Source organism: Sphingomonas sp. TZW2008, from assembly GCF_002117915.1.
Classification (GTDB): domain Bacteria; phylum Pseudomonadota; class Alphaproteobacteria; order Sphingomonadales; family Sphingomonadaceae; genus Sphingomonas.
Window position 1 is genome coordinate 1 of sequence record NZ_BDJB01000004.1, and the last position, 19,343, is coordinate 19,343.

19 protein-coding genes and 2 tRNA genes are annotated in these 19,343 nt (G+C 62.7%); 11 read left to right on the forward strand and 10 right to left on the reverse strand.

What is annotated here, in order from left to right; all coding sequences use genetic code 11:
• Nucleotides 1-59: 59 nt before the first annotated feature.
• The 3 genes from B7L05_RS16845 to B7L05_RS04800 form a co-directional block, all read right to left on the reverse strand.
• Nucleotides 60-1,853 (reverse strand): hypothetical protein, encoded by a 1,794-nt coding sequence (locus tag B7L05_RS16845; protein WP_144037136.1) that lies wholly within the window; start codon nucleotides 1,851-1,853, stop codon nucleotides 60-62.
• 600 nt (nucleotides 1,854-2,453) lie between these two features.
• Nucleotides 2,454-2,711: a hypothetical protein gene (locus B7L05_RS16850; RefSeq protein WP_144037137.1), complete on the reverse strand. Its 258-nt coding sequence runs from the start codon at nucleotides 2,709-2,711 to the stop codon at nucleotides 2,454-2,456.
• Complete coding sequence (locus B7L05_RS04800) at nucleotides 2,701-2,925, reverse strand: AlpA family transcriptional regulator (protein WP_307718254.1); 225 nt, start codon at nucleotides 2,923-2,925, stop codon at nucleotides 2,701-2,703. Before B7L05_RS04800 ends, B7L05_RS16850 begins: the two co-directional genes overlap by 11 nt.
• Nucleotides 2,926-3,074: 149 nt before the next feature.
• Here B7L05_RS04800 and B7L05_RS04805 point away from each other — a divergent pair, with 149 nt between their 5' ends.
• Nucleotides 3,075-4,238, forward strand: coding sequence for a site-specific integrase (locus B7L05_RS04805; protein WP_085809113.1), 1,164 nt, complete (start codon nucleotides 3,075-3,077; stop codon nucleotides 4,236-4,238).
• 62 nt (nucleotides 4,239-4,300) lie between these two features.
• On the opposite strand, the gene B7L05_RS04810 is transcribed toward B7L05_RS04805, so the two are convergent.
• From B7L05_RS04810 to aroA, 6 genes are all read right to left on the reverse strand, one after another.
• Nucleotides 4,301-4,387, reverse strand: a tRNA-Leu gene (locus B7L05_RS04810).
• A gap of 47 nt (nucleotides 4,388-4,434) precedes the next feature.
• Nucleotides 4,435-4,713 (reverse strand): integration host factor subunit beta, encoded by a 279-nt coding sequence (locus B7L05_RS04815; RefSeq protein WP_085809115.1) that lies wholly within the window; start codon nucleotides 4,711-4,713, stop codon nucleotides 4,435-4,437.
• Nucleotides 4,714-4,865: 152 nt separating this feature from the next.
• Nucleotides 4,866-6,581, reverse strand: a complete 1,716-nt coding sequence (gene rpsA / locus B7L05_RS04820) for a 30S ribosomal protein S1 (protein ID WP_085809116.1) — start codon at nucleotides 6,579-6,581, stop codon at nucleotides 4,866-4,868.
• 244 nt (nucleotides 6,582-6,825) lie between these two features.
• Nucleotides 6,826-7,449, reverse strand: coding sequence for a (d)CMP kinase (gene cmk / locus B7L05_RS04825; protein WP_085809118.1), 624 nt, complete (start codon nucleotides 7,447-7,449; stop codon nucleotides 6,826-6,828).
• Nucleotides 7,446-8,417: a proline iminopeptidase-family hydrolase gene (locus tag B7L05_RS04830; protein ID WP_256926608.1), complete on the reverse strand. Its 972-nt coding sequence runs from the start codon at nucleotides 8,415-8,417 to the stop codon at nucleotides 7,446-7,448. The genes cmk and B7L05_RS04830 overlap by 4 nt, the downstream gene beginning before the upstream one ends.
• Nucleotides 8,414-9,793, reverse strand: a complete 1,380-nt coding sequence (aroA, locus tag B7L05_RS04835) for a 3-phosphoshikimate 1-carboxyvinyltransferase (protein WP_085809119.1) — start codon at nucleotides 9,791-9,793, stop codon at nucleotides 8,414-8,416. Before aroA ends, B7L05_RS04830 begins: the two co-directional genes overlap by 4 nt.
• Nucleotides 9,794-9,906: 113 nt before the next feature.
• On the opposite strand from aroA, the gene B7L05_RS04840 reads away from it, so the two are divergent.
• From B7L05_RS04840 to B7L05_RS17660, 9 genes are all read left to right on the forward strand, one after another.
• Complete coding sequence (locus B7L05_RS04840) at nucleotides 9,907-10,227, forward strand: TIGR02300 family protein (protein ID WP_085809120.1); 321 nt, start codon at nucleotides 9,907-9,909, stop codon at nucleotides 10,225-10,227.
• Between the two features lie 79 nt (nucleotides 10,228-10,306).
• Nucleotides 10,307-10,382 (forward strand) — tRNA-Ala (locus B7L05_RS04845).
• A gap of 676 nt (nucleotides 10,383-11,058) precedes the next feature.
• Nucleotides 11,059-13,158 (forward strand): hypothetical protein, encoded by a 2,100-nt coding sequence (locus B7L05_RS04850; RefSeq protein WP_085809122.1) that lies wholly within the window; start codon nucleotides 11,059-11,061, stop codon nucleotides 13,156-13,158.
• Nucleotides 13,073-13,492, forward strand: coding sequence for a hypothetical protein (locus B7L05_RS17650; RefSeq protein WP_256926630.1), 420 nt, complete (start codon nucleotides 13,073-13,075; stop codon nucleotides 13,490-13,492). The genes B7L05_RS04850 and B7L05_RS17650 overlap by 86 nt, the downstream gene beginning before the upstream one ends.
• Nucleotides 13,414-13,704 (forward strand): HIRAN domain-containing protein, encoded by a 291-nt coding sequence (locus B7L05_RS17655; protein WP_256926609.1) that lies wholly within the window; start codon nucleotides 13,414-13,416, stop codon nucleotides 13,702-13,704. The genes B7L05_RS17650 and B7L05_RS17655 overlap by 79 nt, the downstream gene beginning before the upstream one ends.
• On the forward strand, nucleotides 13,697-13,951 hold the full coding sequence (locus tag B7L05_RS04860) for a hypothetical protein (RefSeq protein ID WP_085809124.1): 255 nt from the start codon (nucleotides 13,697-13,699) through the stop codon (nucleotides 13,949-13,951). Before B7L05_RS17655 ends, B7L05_RS04860 begins: the two co-directional genes overlap by 8 nt.
• A 146-nt stretch (nucleotides 13,952-14,097) precedes the next feature.
• On the forward strand, nucleotides 14,098-14,736 hold the full coding sequence (locus B7L05_RS04865) for a glutathione S-transferase family protein (RefSeq protein ID WP_085809126.1): 639 nt from the start codon (nucleotides 14,098-14,100) through the stop codon (nucleotides 14,734-14,736).
• A gap of 246 nt (nucleotides 14,737-14,982) precedes the next feature.
• Nucleotides 14,983-15,999 (forward strand): SDR family oxidoreductase, encoded by a 1,017-nt coding sequence (locus B7L05_RS04870; protein ID WP_085809128.1) that lies wholly within the window; start codon nucleotides 14,983-14,985, stop codon nucleotides 15,997-15,999.
• A 226-nt stretch (nucleotides 16,000-16,225) separates the two neighbouring features.
• Entirely contained in the window at nucleotides 16,226-16,411 is a 186-nt protein-coding gene (locus B7L05_RS17660; protein WP_256926610.1) for a DUF2252 family protein, read from the forward strand.
• 215 nt (nucleotides 16,412-16,626) lie between these two features.
• Here B7L05_RS17660 and B7L05_RS04880 read toward each other — a convergent pair whose 3' ends face one another.
• On the reverse strand, nucleotides 16,627-18,093 hold the full coding sequence (locus B7L05_RS04880; RefSeq protein WP_085809130.1) for a PAS domain-containing protein: 1,467 nt from the start codon (nucleotides 18,091-18,093) through the stop codon (nucleotides 16,627-16,629).
• A gap of 433 nt (nucleotides 18,094-18,526) precedes the next feature.
• Between B7L05_RS04880 and B7L05_RS04885 the strand changes: the two genes are divergently transcribed.
• Complete coding sequence (locus B7L05_RS04885) at nucleotides 18,527-19,342, forward strand: alpha/beta fold hydrolase (RefSeq protein WP_256926611.1); 816 nt, start codon at nucleotides 18,527-18,529, stop codon at nucleotides 19,340-19,342.
• The last annotated feature ends 1 nt before the right edge of the window (nucleotide 19,343 follow it).

The following is a 19,343-nucleotide window of genomic DNA, read 5'->3' on the forward strand; positions in this document are numbered from 1 at the left end:
CTCCGCCGTCGCCCTCGCTGCAACCGTCATCTTCTGGCTGTGATCAACGAGTCCTGAGCCTAAGCTGTGAACGCGCCGGAAGAACAGCGTACAAACTGTCGTCCCCTAATAGTAATCTGTTGTTCCGCCAATTTGCTCTTGAACCTTGATGATCCAACGATCTTAGTCAGATAGGATCGACTTTTAGCTTCGCTCGCCTTGATGACTTCGCTGAACGAGACGAATGGCAAAGTCATGGCTAGCGCGCGATCTTCTATCATCGATACAACCAGTGCGAGGATTTTATCCGCCTTCCGCTGCTTCGCTTGCGGCACCGGCTCCCATGCTTTCATCGAGCAATCAGGAAAGGCGCGTTCGATCAAAGATCGCCTATGGTCGCCTTCCGCCATGATCAAATAGGCATTAGCTCGACCGCATTCAGCGCCGCTCACATTGCGGACCGAACTACGACAAACCGCCTGATACAGGTTGCTGATGAATTCCGCATCCTTCTGTGCGCTTCGCTCAACCCTAGAGATGATACCCTTTGTATTCCCGCTTACCCCTAGCGCTAACGCATCGTAGGCCGTTTCGTCGTAGCTATAGTCACCAACGATGATGACATTGGGGATATCGCGAAAACTGTTGATCCCAACGTGACGCCCCCAATTGGTGATAGCGACGCGTGACAGATCATCGATCATATCCGCGAGGCTGTTTGGCAGAACCGCGCGATCATCATCTAAGCCACAGAACTCTTTTGCCATCACGATAAGAAAGCGTTCCCCGGCAGCACCGTTGATAAGATCAGCAATGGCACGAAAGACGGTGTTACGCTCTTCCGGCTTTCGCATTTGCGTCTTCCCCGCTCCACGGTTCCAACAATGAACCGTTAGGTTGCAATAGCTCACGGCAATAGGCGGAAGTGGGCGCACAACCATGCCATAGGGGGACCAATCGTCGTAACGCCCTGTAAGGCGTGCAGATGCGTCTAGGACGATCAGCGGGGCGATATCAACCGGAAGGGGCTTACCGGTCCCGATGAGGCTTGTATCGCTGCCTACGCTACCCTGGAGGTACGCCTTTGACCCTGAAAGCTTCGCCAGCGCGTGTAGCGTCTGCTTTGCCGTATCGCTCGCCTTGAAGCCGACCTTCAACACGGCGTCTGCGATTTCTTGCAGTTCAGCGGGTATTTCAATCGCTGCACCTGCGCTGGCACGTTGCATTTCAACCGCTAGCCAAAAGAGCGTATGTCGGTGATCGTGAGGTAAGGCTTTATACTGGCTAGGTAGAGCCATAACGTCGGCGAGTGCAAAAGAAGCAGTTTCAACGGGGGGCAACGCTTCATCCCAAACCCTCAGCGCCCTAGGCTTGCCACGGTAGTAGAAGCATTCCGCTAATCCGAAGCTTCCTACTTCTTTGAATACCCGTCGAGCTTTCGCATGAGAGGCGAAAAGAACGGGCACTTCACTCGCCTTATGCCGCCCGGAACCGTACCCGGCATACGGTTCGGCGCCCGTCTGAATGGCGTAGTCTTCTTTCTCTAGGCCAGCAGCCAGTACATAGGTATCAACTTCGTCAAAAGAATTAACAAAGATAATGACGCCTTTCCCGTATGAACCCTTAGCCTTACACTTCGCTAGTTTCTTAGATACAGCAATTGACTTTCCAGTACCGCAATCAGCACTAAGAACAAAGATTGATTTTTCAATTCGCTCTTCCAAAGATAGTTGTAAGGCATCTGTGATCGATGACGGTGCCACCGGTATAAGAAAACTAACAGGTTCTTTGATAAAGACTGTGCTATTACCTGATGCGGCATGTGATTTGTAGTTTGTGGTATTCTGACTGTAGAACGTATATGAGTTAAACATGTTTTCCTATTTGAGTTAAAAATATGTAGTCCAATATCCTTATATATACAGAGTTGGACTACTTTGTTGAATTTCCACCTAAAGTGGGGTATTTGAGTCTATCCCGCAAAATCAATTCTTGTTGATATGCTTGCGGTTTGGGCGAAGCCAATGCCATCGGCCTTTCCCATGACGAGGGTTGGGCACACCGTCCCAAGCCCCGCGAACCACGATCGAACCTTGCGGGTTGACCATTGCGGGCGGACAGTGATGCGTAAAATGGTATTGGCGGCGATGCGGATTGAATTGAGCAATCGGTCTCGATGCTCGCTCTTCTAACACCGGCTGTAGAAAAGAACACCGTTAGTACCGGTGGTTATGATTTACGTGTTAAGATAAGTATGGCTGATATTAATAGAATTCGCGAATTCTAAGTTTATATAGCTATTCGGAATATAAAAAACGCATCGTATTTAACATTTACGGAAATAAGACTTGGAAGCGTAAGAATGAAAAAGTGGTAAGCCAATAGTTAGTAGGGCTTGTGACGCAGTTTTAGCTTGGTGCGTCACGAAGCTCACAGCATGAATGTTTTATTGCGCTGCGACGACGGATAGTTCGCTACCTTCCAGCCGCTGCAATATCGAACCGCGAGACGATCGTTCGTGCTGTCAATCCGGCGTCATAGAAGAACCATTCGTCACCAATCTGCGTGACGATCCAGCCACGACGCAACGCTTCCGCGATGACGGACGCGCGAGACGTGTTCCTGTCAAGAGACGGTAAACGGCGTCGGACCGGTCCACCGCGACGGGCGACTTTGCTGCTGTCGAAAATCTGATTGATCCACGCGGTGGGTGCGGTGCGCTTACGCGACATTGCTAGCACCTCCGCCAATGAAGGCGTCAAGATCAGCGACGCGGTAGAACCGGCGGCCGCCGACGCGAACGCTAGCCGGGCCAATATTCCGACTGCCCCAATTTGATAGCGTCCTGTAAGATAATCCCAAATAAGACGCCGCGTGACGACGGGTCATGCGTCCATCAGGCGTAATGCGTACGGTGTTACTCTCAATCACAGTCATAGACTCCATTTTCACGCGATGCCATAATCGGCCCGCGAATCGGAACTAGGCGGGAGAGCGACCGGATAAAATGCGATGTAACCAGTATTTCCACTTCAATGAAACGCCCGTCAACTTGCAATTATCGTTATGGTTCTTTGCACTTATTTGAGGTTATTATGCCGAAGTTTGTGAAGATGACGCGTGACAACGTACGCAAGCTCATTCCCGGCAAGCGCATCGCCGAACATGGAATCGTCGTACAACGAACGAAGAAGGGTGACCTGCGGTACAGCGTCAACGTGATGGTGGATGGCGAACGCATTCATCGTACGATCGGGACTGAAAGCGACGGCGTCACTCGCGAGCAAGTGGAACGCGCTATCGAGCAGTTTCGAACGCAAGCGAGGGAAGGGCGCTTGAACCTACCGGCAGGACGTAAGCTGCATCTTAGCTTCGCGGAAGCCGCCAAGGGCTACCTAGAACGGATGGAACAGACCGGAGGGCGAAACCTCAAATCGAAGACCCGCCACATCAATGCGCACCTTGTTCCTGCGTTCGGGAGCGTGCGGGCTGATCGCCTTACCGACTTTCAGGTGCAGCAGTACGCCCGGAAGCGCTTGGAGGTTGTGAAGCAGCCAACCGTCAATCGCGAGTTGGCTACCCTCTCCCACGCCTTGAAGCGGTTCGTGCAATGGAAGTGGATCAAGCACGACGATGCGCCGCGAATCGTGAAAGGGTTGGAGCCGCGTAAGAAAATCGCTGTTCTTGATGAGCAGCACGCAACGGCGTTGATGGAAGCGGCCAAGGCCGATTCCGACTCGAGGTTGTGGCTTTTCATTGCGTTCGGACTGAACGCGGCGATGCGTCACGCCGAAATCCTGCGGGTTCGATACGATCATATCGACTTCGCGAACTGTCGCATCTTCATCCCGGATGCGAAAGCGGGCGAGCGCGAGCAGCCGATCACTTCTAGCCTCGCGAATCACCTACAGAGCCAGTTGGCAGTCGATGGCGAATCGGCAGATTGGGTGTTCCCATCAGTTGGAAAGACGGCGCGTCAGCCGCACCGAACGAGCCTAGCGGTTCCATTCAAGCGAGCGGTGATTCGGGCCGGTTTGCTGCCGGGCAAGGTCACCCCGCACGTCATGCGGCATACGGCGATAACAAGGTTGGTGAAGGCTGGTGTCGATCTTCCCACTATACAAAGAATCAGCGGTCATAAAACGCTCGCGATGGTTCTTAGGTACGCTCACGTTCACGGCCGCCATATCGACCAGGCGATTGCGGTATTGGACGTAAACGAGCGTTCCGCAGCTACATCAGTTTTACACGCAGCCTGATAGATACGGGATGGGTGTCTGCGCCCGTCCCGCGAATAACCAGCTTTTACAGAGACTTGTGATGGTGCGGACGGCGGGACTCGAACCCGCACGCCCATAGGGGCAGAAGATTTTAAGTCTCCGGCGTCTACCGGTTCCGCCACGTCCGCGCATCACTCACGCTCGAAAGCGCGCGCTGGCGGCCAACGTCAAGCGTTCAGACGTTAAGGCGTGCCCGCATCTCCTTGCCGGGCTTGAAATAGGGCACACGCTTGGCCGTCACGTCCACCGTTTCGCCGGTGCGCGGGTTGCGCCCGGTGCGGGCATCACGCGCGCGCGTGGAGAAGGCACCGAAGCCGCGCAGTTCGACGCGGCCGTCCTCTGCCAGCCGCCGAACGATCTCATCGAAGAATGTCGCCACCAGCGACTCGACGTCGCGCGTCGACAGGCTGGGATTTTCCTCGACCAGCAACTGCACCAATTCCGATCGGATCATTCGTCTACCCTCTGACACGCCATCGGCTGCACGGCGGCGGCTACTCTAATACAGGTCAGGAGTGATCATAATAGGACCGAAACGACATTAATTTTCGGTGCTGGCGGAAATCGGGCCGGATCGCATGTGCGACCCGGCCCTTTCCGTAACGGTCAGTCCTTGCTCTGGCGCGCCTTGAGCGCCTCGCCGAGGATGTCGCCGAGCGACGCGCCCGAGTCGGACGAGCCGTACTGCGCCACGGCCTGCTTCTCCTCGGAGATCTGCATCGCCTTGATCGAGAAGGTCGGCTTCTTCGAACGGTCGAAGCCGGTCACCATCGCGTCGAACTTCTGGCCGACCTGGAACCGCTCCGGACGCTGCTCGTCGCGGTCGCGGCCTAGATCGGTGCGCTTGATGAAGCCCGTCGCGCCATCGTCGCCCGCCTGAACCTCGAGGCCCGCGTCGCGGACTTCGAGCACGGTGACGGTGGTGATCTGGTTCTTGCCCAGACGATCGCCGGCTGCCGCCGCGCCGCCCGCCACAGGCGCGCCGCGCTCGAGCTGCTTCATGCCGAGGCTGATGCGCTCCTTCTCGGCGTCGACGTCGAGCACGATCGCCTGAACGGTCTCGCCCTTGCGGTGCAGGTTGAGCGCGTCCTCACCCGACACGCCCCACGCGATGTCGGACATGTGGACCATGCCGTCGACGTCGTTGTCGAGGCCGATGAACAGGCCGAACTCGGTCGCGTTCTTGACTTCGCCTTCGACGGTCGTGCCGACCGGATGCTCGGCGGCGAAGCGCTCCCACGGGTTCTGCTGCGCCTGCTTCAGGCCAAGCGAGATGCGACGCTTGTCGGCATCGACCTCGAGCACCACCACGTCGACTTCCTGCGAGGTCGAGACGATCTTGCCCGGGTGGACGTTCTTCTTGGTCCACGACATTTCGCTGACGTGCACCAGGCCCTCGATGCCCGGCTCCAGCTCGACGAACGCACCATATTCGGTGATGTTCGTGACGCGGCCCGACAGCTTCGCGCCGACCGGATACTTGGCCGATGCGCCATCCCACGGATCGCTCTCGAGCTGCTTCATGCCCAGCGAGATGCGCTGCGTGTCCTTGTTGATGCGGATGATCTGCACCTTCACCGTGTCGCCGATGTTGATCATCTCGGACGGGTGCTGGACGCGCTTGTAGCTGAGGTCGGTGACGTGCAGCAGGCCGTCGATGCCGCCCAGGTCGACGAACGCACCGTAGTCGGTGATGTTCTTGACGACGCCGTCAATGATCTGACCCTCGGCGAGGCTCTGGATCAGGCCCGAACGCTGCTCGGCGCGGGTCTCTTCGAGCACGGCGCGACGCGAGACGACGATGTTGCCGCGCTTGCGGTCCATCTTCAGGATCTGGAACGGCTGCGGGATGTCCATCAGCGGCGTGACATCACGCACCGGACGGATGTCGACCTGGCTGCCCGGCAGGAAGGCCACGGCGCCGTTCAGATCGACGGTGAAGCCACCCTTCACGCGGCCGAAGATCACGCCCTCGACGCGCGCGGTCTTGGCGAATTCGGTTTCCAGCTTGTCCCAGGCGGCTTCGCGGCGCGCGCGGTCGCGCGACAGCATCGCTTCGCCGTGCATGTTCTCGACGCGGTCGACATAGACTTCGACTTCGTCGCCGACCTTTAGCTCGGCCTTCTGGCCCGGCGCCGGCGCGAACTCGCGCAGCGGCACGCGGCCCTCGCTCTTCAGGCCGACGTCGATCACGGCCATGTCGTTCTCGATCGCGGTCACGGTGCCATGCACCACGCGGCCCTCGAAGCTGTCGGCGCCGCCGAACATGTCATCGAGCATCGCCGCGAAATCATCACGGGTTGGGGTTGGCTGGGTCGCCATAAAGTCGTTGGTCCTAACTCAGTTCGTTTCCGGCCAAGCGGTTGGTTCCGCTGGTCTTGGCCATCACCGCCGCTGCGGCCGAATGCCGCCGCGGCGTCCGCACGGGCAAGGGAGGGAGGAGGGCCAGAACGCGCTTATGCGAAAAGGGCGCGAGAGGATTTCCTCCGCGCCACGCCTCCGCGAACCCAGTCCGCCGGACGGCGCGCCTTACTGCAAAGCGCGGCCGATCACAAGGCGCATCGCCTCAGCCGCCGCGCCGCGCCTCGACCAGCGCGATCGCCTTCTCGATCGATGCCTCGATCGACAAGAAACTGGTATCGAGCAGCGCGGCGTCGCTCGCCGGCACCAGCGGCGCGGCGGCACGCGAGCTGTCGCGCTGGTCGCGCGCGCGAATGTCGCCGAGCACCTGATCGAACGACGCGGTCGATCCGCGCGACAAAAGCTCGTTGTGGCGGCGGCGGGCCCGGATCGTCGGCGTTGCGCGGACGAACAGCTTGGCCTGCGCATCGGGCGCGATGACGGTGCCGATATCGCGCCCGTCGAGCACCGCGCCGCCCTCCTGGTGCGCGAACCTCTTCTGCCGCTGGAGCAGCGCCGCGCGCACCAGCGGGTGCGCCGAGACGATCGAGGCAAGCTTGCCCATGTCGTCGTCGCGCAGCGCGGGATCGGCGAGCGTCAGTTCATCGAAGTCGCACGCGGCGACGGCATCGGCTTCCTTGGTTGGATCGAGCTCCAATCGCGCCACCGTCGCGCCCACCGCGCGATACAGCAGCCCCGTGTCGAGGTGCGGCAGCCGGTAATGGCGAGCGAGCGCCTTGGCGATCGTGCCCTTGCCCGACGCGGCGGGCCCGTCGACGGCGATGATCATGCCAACACGTCCTGGCGCGCGAGCCAGCCGCGCACCAGCGCCACCGTCTCCGCCGGCCGATCGTTGAACAGCCCGTGTCCGGCGCCCGGCATAACCGCGAACTCGGCGCCGGGCACGCGCGCTGCAAAGCCTGCCGTGGTGACGGGGCGCGCCTCGTCATGTTGGCCACAAAGGAACAAGGTACGCCTTCCTTCCAGCTTGGCGAGCAGCGGCTCGCCGTCGTAATCCTTGAGCGTGCCGGTGGAGACGAACTCGCTCGCCCCCCACATCGCGCGGTACAGCGCCTGGTTCGATCCCGGCACCGCGCGGCGATAGGCCGCGACGTCGGCGGCGGCTGCCTCGCGCCGGCCGTACGCGGCGTAGAAGGCGGCGGTCGGCGCGTCGCACGCGGGTGGCGGCACAAGCTGAGTCAGCGCGCCGCACTGCCGAAGCTGCATCTGAACCGCCGGCGGCAGAGCGCCGATCAGTGCCTGCGCGTCGGAGAGCCAGCTGCGCGTCGACACGAGCGGGCTGGCGAGCGCGAGCCCGGCCAGCGCCGCCGGCCGCCGCGCGCCATATTCCAGCGCGATCGTGCCGCCCCAGCTAGCGCCGAGCACGTGCCAGCGCGCGATGCCGAGCGCCTGCCGGATCGCGTCAAGCTCGTCGACGAAGCGCGCGACACGCCAGTTCGCCGGATCGCCTGGGCGGTCCGAGCGCCCCGAATCGAGCTGATCGTACAGGATCACCGCGCGCTCGTCGGCGAGCGCCAGCGCCTCGAGGAAGCCCGCGTGCGTCCCGCCCGGCCCGCCGTGGATCATCACCACCGGCGGGCGCTTCGCGGCGAGATCGCCGTCGACGCGAACGAAGATCCGCCCGCCCGTTACCGGTACCATCGCCGTGCGTACGGGCCGATCGAGCACGCGTGCGAGCGCCGGCGCCGCGGCGAGGCTGGCGGCGAGTCCGGCGATCAGGCCCCGGCGATCGATCACGTCCAGCTGACCGTCCCTCCCAGTGTCTCGAGCAGCGCGAAGAAGCCGGGGAAGCTCGTCGCCACCGGGCTCGCGTCGTCGATCGTGACCGGCGAACGGGCGTGAAGTCCAGCGATCGCCATGCTCATCGCGATACGATGGTCGAGACGCGAGGCGATCCGTGCGCCGCCCGCGATCGGCTCGCCGCCGCTGCCCTCGATCGTCAGCCCGTCGGGATGCTCGGTGGTGGTGACGCCGCACGCGTCGAGCGCGGCCTTCATCACCGCGATGCGGTCCGATTCCTTGACGCGCAATTCGTCCGCACCGCGCGCGATCGTGCGCCCGCCGGCGAACGCCGCCGCAACGAACAGCGCGGGATATTCGTCGATCATCGATGGCGCCAGATCGTGCGGCACCTCGATTCCTGTCAGTGGCGCATGCCGCACGCGCAGGTCCGCCACCGGCTCGCCGCCGACGCTACGCGGATCGAGTTCGGTGATGTCGGCCCCCATCAGCCGCAGCGCGGTCAGCAGCCCGGCACGCGTCGGGTTGAGGCCGACGTTCTCGACGACCACGTCGCTGCCCGGCACGACGCTCGCGGCCACCATGAAGAAGGCAGCGGACGAGGGATCGCCCGGCACGACGATCGTCTGCGGCCGCAGCTCCGCCTCGCCCGTGATCGAGATGATCCGGCCCCGGTTGGTCGCCTCGACCTCGATCGTCGCGCCGAACCCCGCCAGCATCCGCTCGCTGTGATCGCGCGTGGCCACCGGCTCGATCACGCGCGTGACGCCCGGCGTGTTTAGGCCGGCAAGCAATACCGCCGATTTCACCTGCGCGGATGCGACCGGCAGTTCGTAACTGATCGGGACTGCCGGGCACAGGCCGCGCACCATCAGCGGCAATCGCCCGCCCGGGCTGGCGGTGATGTCCGCCCCCATGCTCGCCAGCGGATCGATCACGCGCTTCATTGGCCGGCCGGAGAGCGACGCGTCGCCGGTGAACGTAACGGTGATCGGATGGCTCGCGACCAGCCCCATCAGCAGCCGCGTCGACGTGCCCGAATTGCCCATTTCGACCGCCCCCGCCGGTTGGAGCAGCCCACCGACGCCGACGCCGTGGATGCGCCAGATCGCATCCTCGCCGCGCGTGATCGTCGCGCCCATCGCGCGCATCGCGGCGGCGGTGGCGAGCACGTCCTCGCCCTCCAGGAGCCCCTCGACGCGGCTCTCGCCCACGGCCAGTGCGGAAAGCATCAGCGCGCGATGGCTGATCGATTTGTCGCCCGGCACGCGGATCCGCCCGCGCAGCGTCGCGGCGGCGTGGACGGTCGCCTCGTGCGCGCCGTGGCGCTGATCGGCAGGAAGATTGGCGGGCGGGGCAGGGGGGTGCGGCATTGCGCGCCGCGCCTTGCCAGCGGGGTTGTGCTATGGCAATGGCCGCCCCACTTCGCGGGTCTGGGGCTTTCCCGAACCTGTTGACTCTTCCCATCCGAAAGGCACGACACGGCATGATTAAGCCGGAATGGGGCACGAAGCGGACGTGCCCGAAATGCGCCACGCGTTTCTACGATCTGCAAAAGGACGATCCGGTCACGTGCATCGAATGCGGCTTCGCGTTCGTGCCCGAGCCGATCCTGAAATCGAAGCAGCCGATGCCGTTCGAGGCCGCCAAGGCCGAGAAGACCCCCGACAGCGATCTGGCAGGTGACGACGAGAACGATCTGGTCGCGGACGAGGACGAGGAGCCCAGCGCCGACGATGAGGTCGATCTGGGCGGCGACGACGATCTCGGCGTCGAGACGCAGACGGACGACGACGACAACAATTGACGGCAATTCGGCAAGCGGCCCGAACAGGCCGCTTGCCAAGCCAATCGCGCCCCGCTAGGGGGCGCTTCCCGGACGGATTGGGGCCGTAGCTCAGCTGGGAGAGCGTCGCAATGGCATTGCGAAGGTCAGGGGTTCGATCCCCCTCGGCTCCACCAACCTAAGTCTCTGAAATCAATCGGAAGACTTGGCCAGATGCTTGGCTATGTCAGATCTGCTGGCCGCGTCTGGTATCGCGCTGGTATCGCAGCGGCGATCTGCTCGAAACACCGCCGGTGCAAGCTTTCAGTTGGCTTGAGTGAGAACCGGAAGGTGTTTGTTGCGGAGCCGGCTTTCCCGTGAACGTGCGGCTGGCGAGGCTAACACCGCAAACCTGTAACTCAGATTTGAGCTGAGGGCCGGCTCGAATGGTGGATCGATATGCCGAAGAAGATTGATCCTTGGGCCGTGGCGCCGGCCAGGCACACAAACTCGTCCCAATAGTCTCATTCTCGATGCCCTCAATCTGTCGTTAAAGGCTCGACTCAGTACATGAGGCGGAGCGCTCCGAGGGGCCGGGCCTGTGGGCCGCGCTACTATGCATCTGAGCGGCCTACACGGCGAATGCACCTTTCTCAGCGTGCGCTTGGAACTCGCTCCGGCCCGCGCGCATCGGTCTTGATCCACAAATCCAGTGGCGGGGAATTGACAAGCCCGTACTTGAATCTGGAAGTATAAGCTTCTGAAATGAGCTGCTGCCGGCCTCGGCACTGCGGCCGGGGCAGAAGGGGGTGGTGGGGTGGTGCGGGAGAGCCGATCTGGCGTTCCGCGGCCTGAGGCCGCGGGAGAAGCTTCTTGAGCGCTACGCTTGACGCCCTTCAGACTCGGCTGGAAGCTCATTTCGAGGCGCTCGCGGAGATCCGGCGTGCGCGGAAGTTGCCGGTCTTTGCGCTGGAACACGGCATTCCAGCCGACGAACTTGCGGACATGTCCGCAGAACTCCGGAGAAAGCTTCGCGTCGGCGGCTATCAGCTTAGTAAGCACTGGCTCGTCTGGGTCGTCTACGCAACTGAGCAGGGCTATGACTACGACGGTGACGAGTATTGGCACTCCTTCGAGCGCCGCACGCCCGGCTGGGACCGGAGCTGGCGTTCTTCCCTACGCGCCTGGTTCCACAGGTTCGGTACCAAGTACCGCGGTCTGCGGCCAAACGGCGCATGGGCCAACTTCTTTTCCATTATAGCCTGGCCCATCACGCATTCGCTTCTGCCGAAGGACCTCCAGTGGCAACTGGCGAGAACGCTCTATTCGCTTCGATACAACCTGGTATCGCGGCTGGATCGAACGCCGGCTGAGATCGGCCGCTACGTCGCCAGCTTCAACTACGGCGGCAGCTCGAGATACGAGAACTTCCTCCAGCAGAAGGAGTTGGTCGGCCATCTGGTGCTGGCGCTCCTCCAGCACATGCCTGCCGAGGACGCCATCGCCATCCATCCGGCTGCTCTCGAGCGCGTCGTGCAGGACCTCGAAAGGGCGCGCGAGGCGAGGGCCTGGTTGAAGGAGGCGCGCAGGGCGGTGGAGATCGCCCGGCTGAAGGGCACGGCTCCTGCGCGGCAGTCTAGCTCGAGGCCGCAGGCTGGCCAGGAGGAGTCCGCGGAACCCCGCCCGTCAATGCGCCCGTCGATTCTGCTCTCGCGCACCGCGCCGGATGAGTGGACGCCGATGCTGGAGCTTCCCAGCTTTCGACAGGTCGCGGCCATTTCGCCCGAGGTGGGCGAGTTTCTGAGCGGCACGCGGTGCAGCGTCGCCGGTGCCGCAGGCCTGCGGCCTCCGGGATGGCTCCTGACCGGGCCGCAACGGAGGGTGATCGCAACCTGGCCTGACCCGGGGAAGCCGGTGCTCTCCTTCCAGTCTCCCAACGCGGCCGTCGAGCATCTCCTCTCGAGCGAATGCCGCATATCGCCCGGTCCGTCTTGGCTCTTCCGCGTCGGATCGGATGGGCGCGCTTTGGAGATCGCAAGCCTGCTCGTCCGACCAGGCAAGTCTTACCTCCTCGTCCAGTCAGAAGGCGCCCCGGACTCCCCGATCGCGAAACCAACCACGATCAGGTGCGCAGGCGTCGTCGCGCATCGGATCGAGGTGCCCGCGGCGCTGAGTGAGTCGGATGTGTCGGTGCTGCGCGGGCTTGGGCTCTCCGTCGCTGAGACTATCCGGATCTGGCCGGCGGGACTGTCCGCGCGCGGCTGGGATGGGGAGGGCACGACCGAGTGGCTGGAGGGTGAGCGGCCCTGCTTCGGGATCGAGCACGACCATCCAATCGCAGCGTACGAGTTCCGACTTGGTGCGGGACCCGCGTTAACCGTCCCGGCGAAGCCACCGGGTGAGCCCACCTTCATCAGGTTGCAGCCTCTGCCGCCGGGCAATCACGTCCTCGCTATTTCAGTGGCGCGAATTGAGGGTGAGGCCCCTACCCGGCCGGCGGAGGGGCTGATCTCGTTGTCGGTCCGTCCGCCGGACACATGGGTCAGCGGCGGCATTGGACACGCCGGTCTGATCGCCACGACCGAGCCGCATGATTCGACGCTCGACGCGTTCTGGGAGGGGCTGACCGAGTTGAAGGTGATGGGTCCCCCGGGACGTCAGATCGCGGTGTCCGTCGAACTGGTCAACGGGGCAGGCGGCACGCTGGGCGTGGAGCAGGTCGCCACCATCGCGCTTCCCATGCGCGAGGATTCGTGGCGCAATGCCCATCAGCTATTCGTCAGGCGGGAGAAGGATCCCTGGGCGCACCTCGGCGCCGCGGCGGTGCGGTACTGCAGGGCTTCCACACCGCCGAGCAGCTCAAAGCCTTTGTCGCGGGAGGCCGGGCATGAACCGCGCCATTCTCCCGCTCCTGCTCGCCGGCGCCTCGGCGCTCGGGGGCTGCACGACGCTCGGCGGCACTGTGAAGGGTGACTTCACCTGCCGCGCGCCGGCCGGCACCTGCGCGCCAATGACCAGGATCGATGCGGCCGCGATCGGCCAAGTCGCCGAGCAAGGGGCCGATCCTGCGGCAGGGCCCGAGCGGCAGTTGCCGCGGACGGGTCGTGGCGGCAGCGTCGCCGTCCGGACGGGCGAGCGCATGCTCTCCATCCTACTCCCGGCGCATGTCGACGAGGCCGGCGTGCTGCACGATGCGGCGACCGTGCGCCCGGCGAGCCGGTTGAGCTCTTGCCCGAGCCCAAGAACCCTGCCGACCCGAACGCTATTGCTGTCTTCAGCGCGCGCGGTGTCCAAATCGGCTACCTGACCGCTGATCGCGCTCCATGGATCGGCGGCATGCTTCGCAACGGCCGCGAGATCGAGGCGATCTTTCAGGCGGCCACGCCGGCCGGTGCCGCCATCCGTGTCGGCTTCGACGGAGAACAGCCCTTGCTGCCTGCAATGACCTTGGCGCGACGTGAGCCTCCCAGCGCAGCAAGGGATGGCCTTTGGCCGGACGAGACCTATTTCGATGACTGAGCTTGCCTTGCTGGACACAGACCGAACAGATTCGAGCGATCAGAAGCTTTCGCCGGATCAGCACTTTTTCAAAGAGGCCTGGGCGATCGCGATCGACCTTCGATCGGATCTGGGCCTTGCCGAGGCCGTCGTCTGGGCAGATGCCTACCTCGACGAAGTTCGCGTGCGACAAGACTCCATAGCTGTGGCGCGGTGGGCTGTGGTGATCAGCGCGTTGGATGAGCTCGCGCGAGCGAGGGTGCACTGACGCTTGACGAGGATCTGACGCCGCTGACTTGCCATTCAACCCACTGTCAGGACAACGAGCGCACGCTGTATTCTGCTGGGGGTCGATCGTGTTCACGGCACCCCGAAGCCGGGGCGTAGCCATCGCATTGTAGAAGGTTCACTTTGATGACCGAGCTATCGATTTGGACGCTCGACTGGGTCCCTGAAGGTCCGCGGGGGTTCGTGCGAGACCTGAGACTGCGATGGGCATGCGAGGAAGCCGGCCTCGCCTATGTAATCCGATCCGTTCCGTTCGACGATAGAGCGACCAATCACCTCGCGTGCCAGCCGTTCGGCCAGGTGCCCTATCTCGACGATGCGGGATTGAAGATGTTCGAGAGCGGCGCCTGCCTGCTTCACCTCGCCGGCAAGAGCGAGGATCTGATGCCACGTGATCCTCGCGGAGCGGCAGAAGCACTCGAATGGACCATTGCTGCGCTAAATTCAATAGAGCCAGTGACCGTGCCATGGTGGTTTCTGGAGGTTTCAGGTGCCGCGAACGGGAAGCTTACAGGCTGGTTCGAAAGTCGCCTCGCTCATATGGAACGCGTCTTGGCCGAACGCGAATGGTTGGCCGCCGGTCGTTTTACCGTTGCCGACCTCTTGATGGCCGATGTTTTGCGCGTGGTGAAGGTGCGGGCGTTCGGCTATCGGCCGGCCACAGAAGCCTATGTGGCACGCCTCACAGGACGTCCCGCCTTCAAGAAGGCCTACGCTGATCAGCTGGCCCACTTTGCAGCCGGCGACAAAGCAAGGGGCGGTTAGACCTGCTTCGTGTCCCGGTCAACGGGATGCTATACGCCGTGCTACTTGCCCTACACTTGGCATACACCTCAAGCGCACCTCATGGATCGAAGCAGATAGCGTTGTCCGCGTTCGGAAGAGGATAGGGTCGACGATGATGGTCGAAGGCAGAACGCTCGTCAAAAGGTCGGTAAGCCCGGAGCAATCCTCCACTCTGCCCGTTGTCTCGCATGTCGCCTCGCGCCGAGCCGGCCGAGGATCACGCCCATGCCGATCAAGTTGAAGCCCCTTCGAAAGCAGGTGATCGTCGTGACCGGCGCGACCAGCGGAAATGGGCTTGCCATTGTCGAACAGGCGGTTGCGGCCGGTGCCGCAGTGGTGGCGGTCGCCCGGAATGCGACTGGCCTGAACGAGCTTGAGACTCGCCTGAGTGTGTCAGGCGCGCGCATCGCGGTTTGCGTGGCGGACGTCAGCGACATGGCCGCACTGGAACGGGCTGCCGACATCGCGGTCGAGGCGTTCGGCGGGTTCGACAGTTGGGTCAATAATGCCGGGACCGGGACTTACGGTACGCTGGAGAAGGTACCCGTGGAGGACCACCGCCGCGTGTTCGACGTGAACTATTTTGGCACGCTGCACGGATCACTGGTTGCCGCCAGGCGACTGCGCGGGCGCGGAGGTGCAATCGTCAACGTCGGCTCGATCTTGGGCGATCGCGCTATCATCCAGCAGGGTCCGTATTGCGCGACAAAGCACGCCGTACAGGCCCTGACAGACACGCTCAGGATGGAGCTGGAACGCGAGCGCGCCGGCATCTCGGTCACGTTGGTGAAGCCAGGAGCGATCGACACTCCGTTCCCCGAGCACGCCCGGAACTTCATGGACACGCCGCCGCGCCTGCCTCCGCCGCTTTACGTCCCCGATGTCGTCGCCGACGCCGTCCTGTTCGCCTGCGCGCACCCCAAGCGGACGCTCTACGCCGGCGGCGGCGGTCTGCTTTCCTCGCTGTTCTCGCAAGCTGCCCCGCGTTTGGCCGATCTGGCGATGGAGATGATTGGCACGACTGCGCAGCAGAAGCCCGATGATGCCGGTGATCTGACGCGGCGCGACAATCTCTATGAGCCGCGCACCGATGCGTTGCGCGGCAGCCAGCGTGTTCACGCCCGTCGATCGAGCCTCACATTGCAGATGCAGAAGCTGCCAGCGCCTCTCGTCGTCCTTGCAGCAGCGGGCGTATCCGCAGGGGTAGCGTTCGCCGCGCTGGCAGCCAGGCGCAATTCCTGAGTCCGGCCGGTCGATCGGGCCAGGATTCAAATCTGTCTACCATACCTAGTGAGCATCGCTCCGCGAACTGGAGCAGGCGCAAACCGCCAAGATGGCGCGCTTGGTGCGCGCCTATGGCCGAGGGAACACGGCCAAGTTTTATGGATGGCTCGCCACCTTTTCGATTACCGCGCGGGTACCAGTCGGTCTGTTCATTTAAATCTGTGACGACTGTCACCTGGGCAATTTGCGACCTCTCAGCGACGGCAGCGGCGAAATCCAGATCCAAATTCGCGATCTCGATCAGACCGTTGTCGGCAACGCCGCGCACCACCGGATCTGCGTGGGGTTGTCGCTTGCGACTGCCGCGCGCGGCTCCGACCTGCCGGGCGTGACCCCCGCGCGGATGGTCGAGGAGATGGTCGACGGCTAAGAGCACGCGATGGCCAACCGAGGTGACGACAACGCCGCCCCGAGCCTGACGTGGTGCGCTCCATCAAGCCTCACGCGCAGGGAAGACGGTGGCGGGTCCTCGCCCGCGAGCGCATCGAAGATGGCGCACCCACAATCCAGTCGGGTAAGAAGTTCTGGGCGTTGGAAGACTGCGAGCGCGCCGCACTCGACGAACTGCGATAAGCCTAACGGCCGCTATTCGCTTTCCAGTTCCGGCAATGGGGCTGAGGCGCTGAACACCACACCGCTAGGTGGATATTGTAAATCGACCTTGCCGTTGATTTCGCTCTTTAACACCCGTTCGATGAGCTTAGATCCGAACCCGATCCGGGATGGCGGCGTGACGGTCGGTCCGTTGATCTCCTGCCAACGAAAGTGGAGGCTTGCCGCCACGTCCTCCGAAACGTGCCAGCTGATCTCGACATAACCGGTCGGGCTGGACAGCGCACCGTATTTCGCGGCGTTTGTCGCCAGTTCGTGCAGGGCGAGTGCCAAGCCGATCGCGATGCGGGGAGGAACCCGCACGTTTGGTCCTTCGGTCCTGAGGCGACTACGGTCGGTCGCGCGGAACGGCGCGAGCGCGCGATCGACCAGATCATGCATGTTGGCGCTCTCCCAGCGCTCATTAACAAGTAAGTCGTTGGCAGCGTCCATCGACTGAATGCGCGCGGACAGCGTGGCGCTTGCCTCCTCGACCGAATTGGCAGTGCGCAGTGTCTGCCCAACGATTGCCTGCAAGGTGGCGAGCATGTTCTTCACCCGGTGACTGAGCTCATTGGCCAGAAGGGTGCGATGCTCCTCGGCACGCTTACGGTCGGTGATGTTCTGGGAAACGCCTACAAGAAGCAGCGGAGTTCCATCGGCGCGGCGGAAAACCTGCCCGCGGACGGCGATCCATCGTTCCTCGCCAGCAGGCGTGTGAATACGGTATTCGACCTGGTAGTCGTCGGTCTCCTCCAACGCGACTCGAAGTGCTTCGTCGCGACGAGCGCGATCCTCCGGATGCACGGCCGCCTTGATATGCTCGTAGAGGAACGGCTCGGAGACGGCGCGCCCGAAATTTTCCTTGCACCCCTCTGTGACGGACATTCGCTCAGTCGCTAGATCAAGAGTCCACGATCCCAATTGCGCCGCCTTTAGCGCAAACCTTAGCTGGCTTTCCGCCTGGATCAGATCGCTCGTGCGCTGGCCGACTTCGATCTCCAGGTCATCGCGATCCCGCTGCAGCCGAACAAGCCGTTCGCGTTCGAGCGTGACGTCGAACTGTGAAGCGAAGAAGTAGGTCACGTCGCCTTCCTCGTCGAACACCGGGGACACCAGAAGGCGGTTCCAGAACGTCTGACCATCTTTACGATAGTTCAGCAATTCCAGTTCGATCGGCTGTCGGGCCGCGATCGCCTCCCGTAGCCGCTGCACCTCCCCCCGGTCGGTGGCTGGGCCCTGCAGGAACCGGCAATTGCGTCCAATGATCTCGTCATGATCAAAGCCGGTCAGACGCGAAAAAGCCGCGTTTACGAAAACGATCGGATTGTCGGGCTGATTGGGATCGGTGATCAGCATCGGCATGCGCGTCGCGCGGACAGCGGCAGAGAACGGGTCGGTGCCTCGATCCTTGCGCACCAGCTCGTTTGCGATGCGCGAATGCTCAACGTGATCCCGCAATGCGCACTCCGTTAGTCACTACCCCGCGCGCCCCTCAGCGTGCCGTTACGTGAGCGTAATCGAAACCGGAAGCCTATGGTAGCGGGGCAGAGCAGGGCTGTCCCGATCACCTTTCGACAGGCTGGCCTTCTCCTCTCCTCCGGATGCCAATTGCCGTGATGCGGGTCGGTTCAGCGCTCGGCCCGAAGGAGGTTGTAGATGCCGATCGCGGGCCGCGCAGCACGTGACGCCGATCAGGACGCGGGTATCTGCGGTCAAAGCTGGAGTTGCTCGAAAACCGACGCGCTGTTCAACTTACGGATCTAGCTGCCCAGGCGATGCCCGACCAGCAATGGCATGACATGATTGCGTGTGCTAAAGGCTTAGTGTCCCGCTCAGATCGACCGACCTGCCTGTCGCCATCGACCCGCTCCGGATGAGGAAGGCCCGATCGATGACGAAGACTGACACCGTCGCAGATCCCGGATTGATGGCACGGCTCGCGGTGAACGTTCGTGGCGCAGGGCCGCAGGCGATGATGTTCGCGCATGGGTTTGGGTGCGATCAGGCGATGTGGCGGTACGTTGCGCCGGCGTTCGAGCGCGACCATCGGGTAGTCCTGTTTGACTATGTCGGCGCAGGCGCCTCCGATCTGGCGGCGTATGATGCCGAGAAGTATGGGTCGCTCGCGGGCTACGCCAATGACGTGGTCGCGCTCGCACGGGCGCTCGACATCCGAGGCGGAACCTTCGTCGGCCACTCCGTGAGCGCAATGATCGGCGTGCTCGCCGCCAATCTAGCGCCCGAGCTGTTTGCAAATCTCGTTTTGGTCGGTCCGTCCCCCCGCTACGTCGACGACGGCGCCTATGTCGGCGGGTTTACGGCCGAGCAGATCGAGGAGTTGCTCGACTTCCTCGACAGCAATCACATGGGCTGGTCCCAGACGATGGCGCCGGTCATCATGGGCAACGCTGATCGGCCCGAGCTTGGCGAGGAGTTGATCAACAGCTTCTGCCGCACCGATCCAGAGATCGCCAGGCACTTCGCGCGGACTACCTTTCTGTCCGACAATCGCGAAGACCTCGCCCGGGTTCACGCGCGCGTGTTGATCCTGCAATGCCGCAACGATCTTATCGCGCCGGTCAGTGTGGGCGAGTTTGTCCACCGTCAGATCCGCGGCAGCGAGTTCGTGCTGCTCGACGCGGTTGGGCATTGCCCCAATCTGAGTGCCCCTGCTGAGACGATCGCGGCGATCAGAGCCTTTGTCTGAC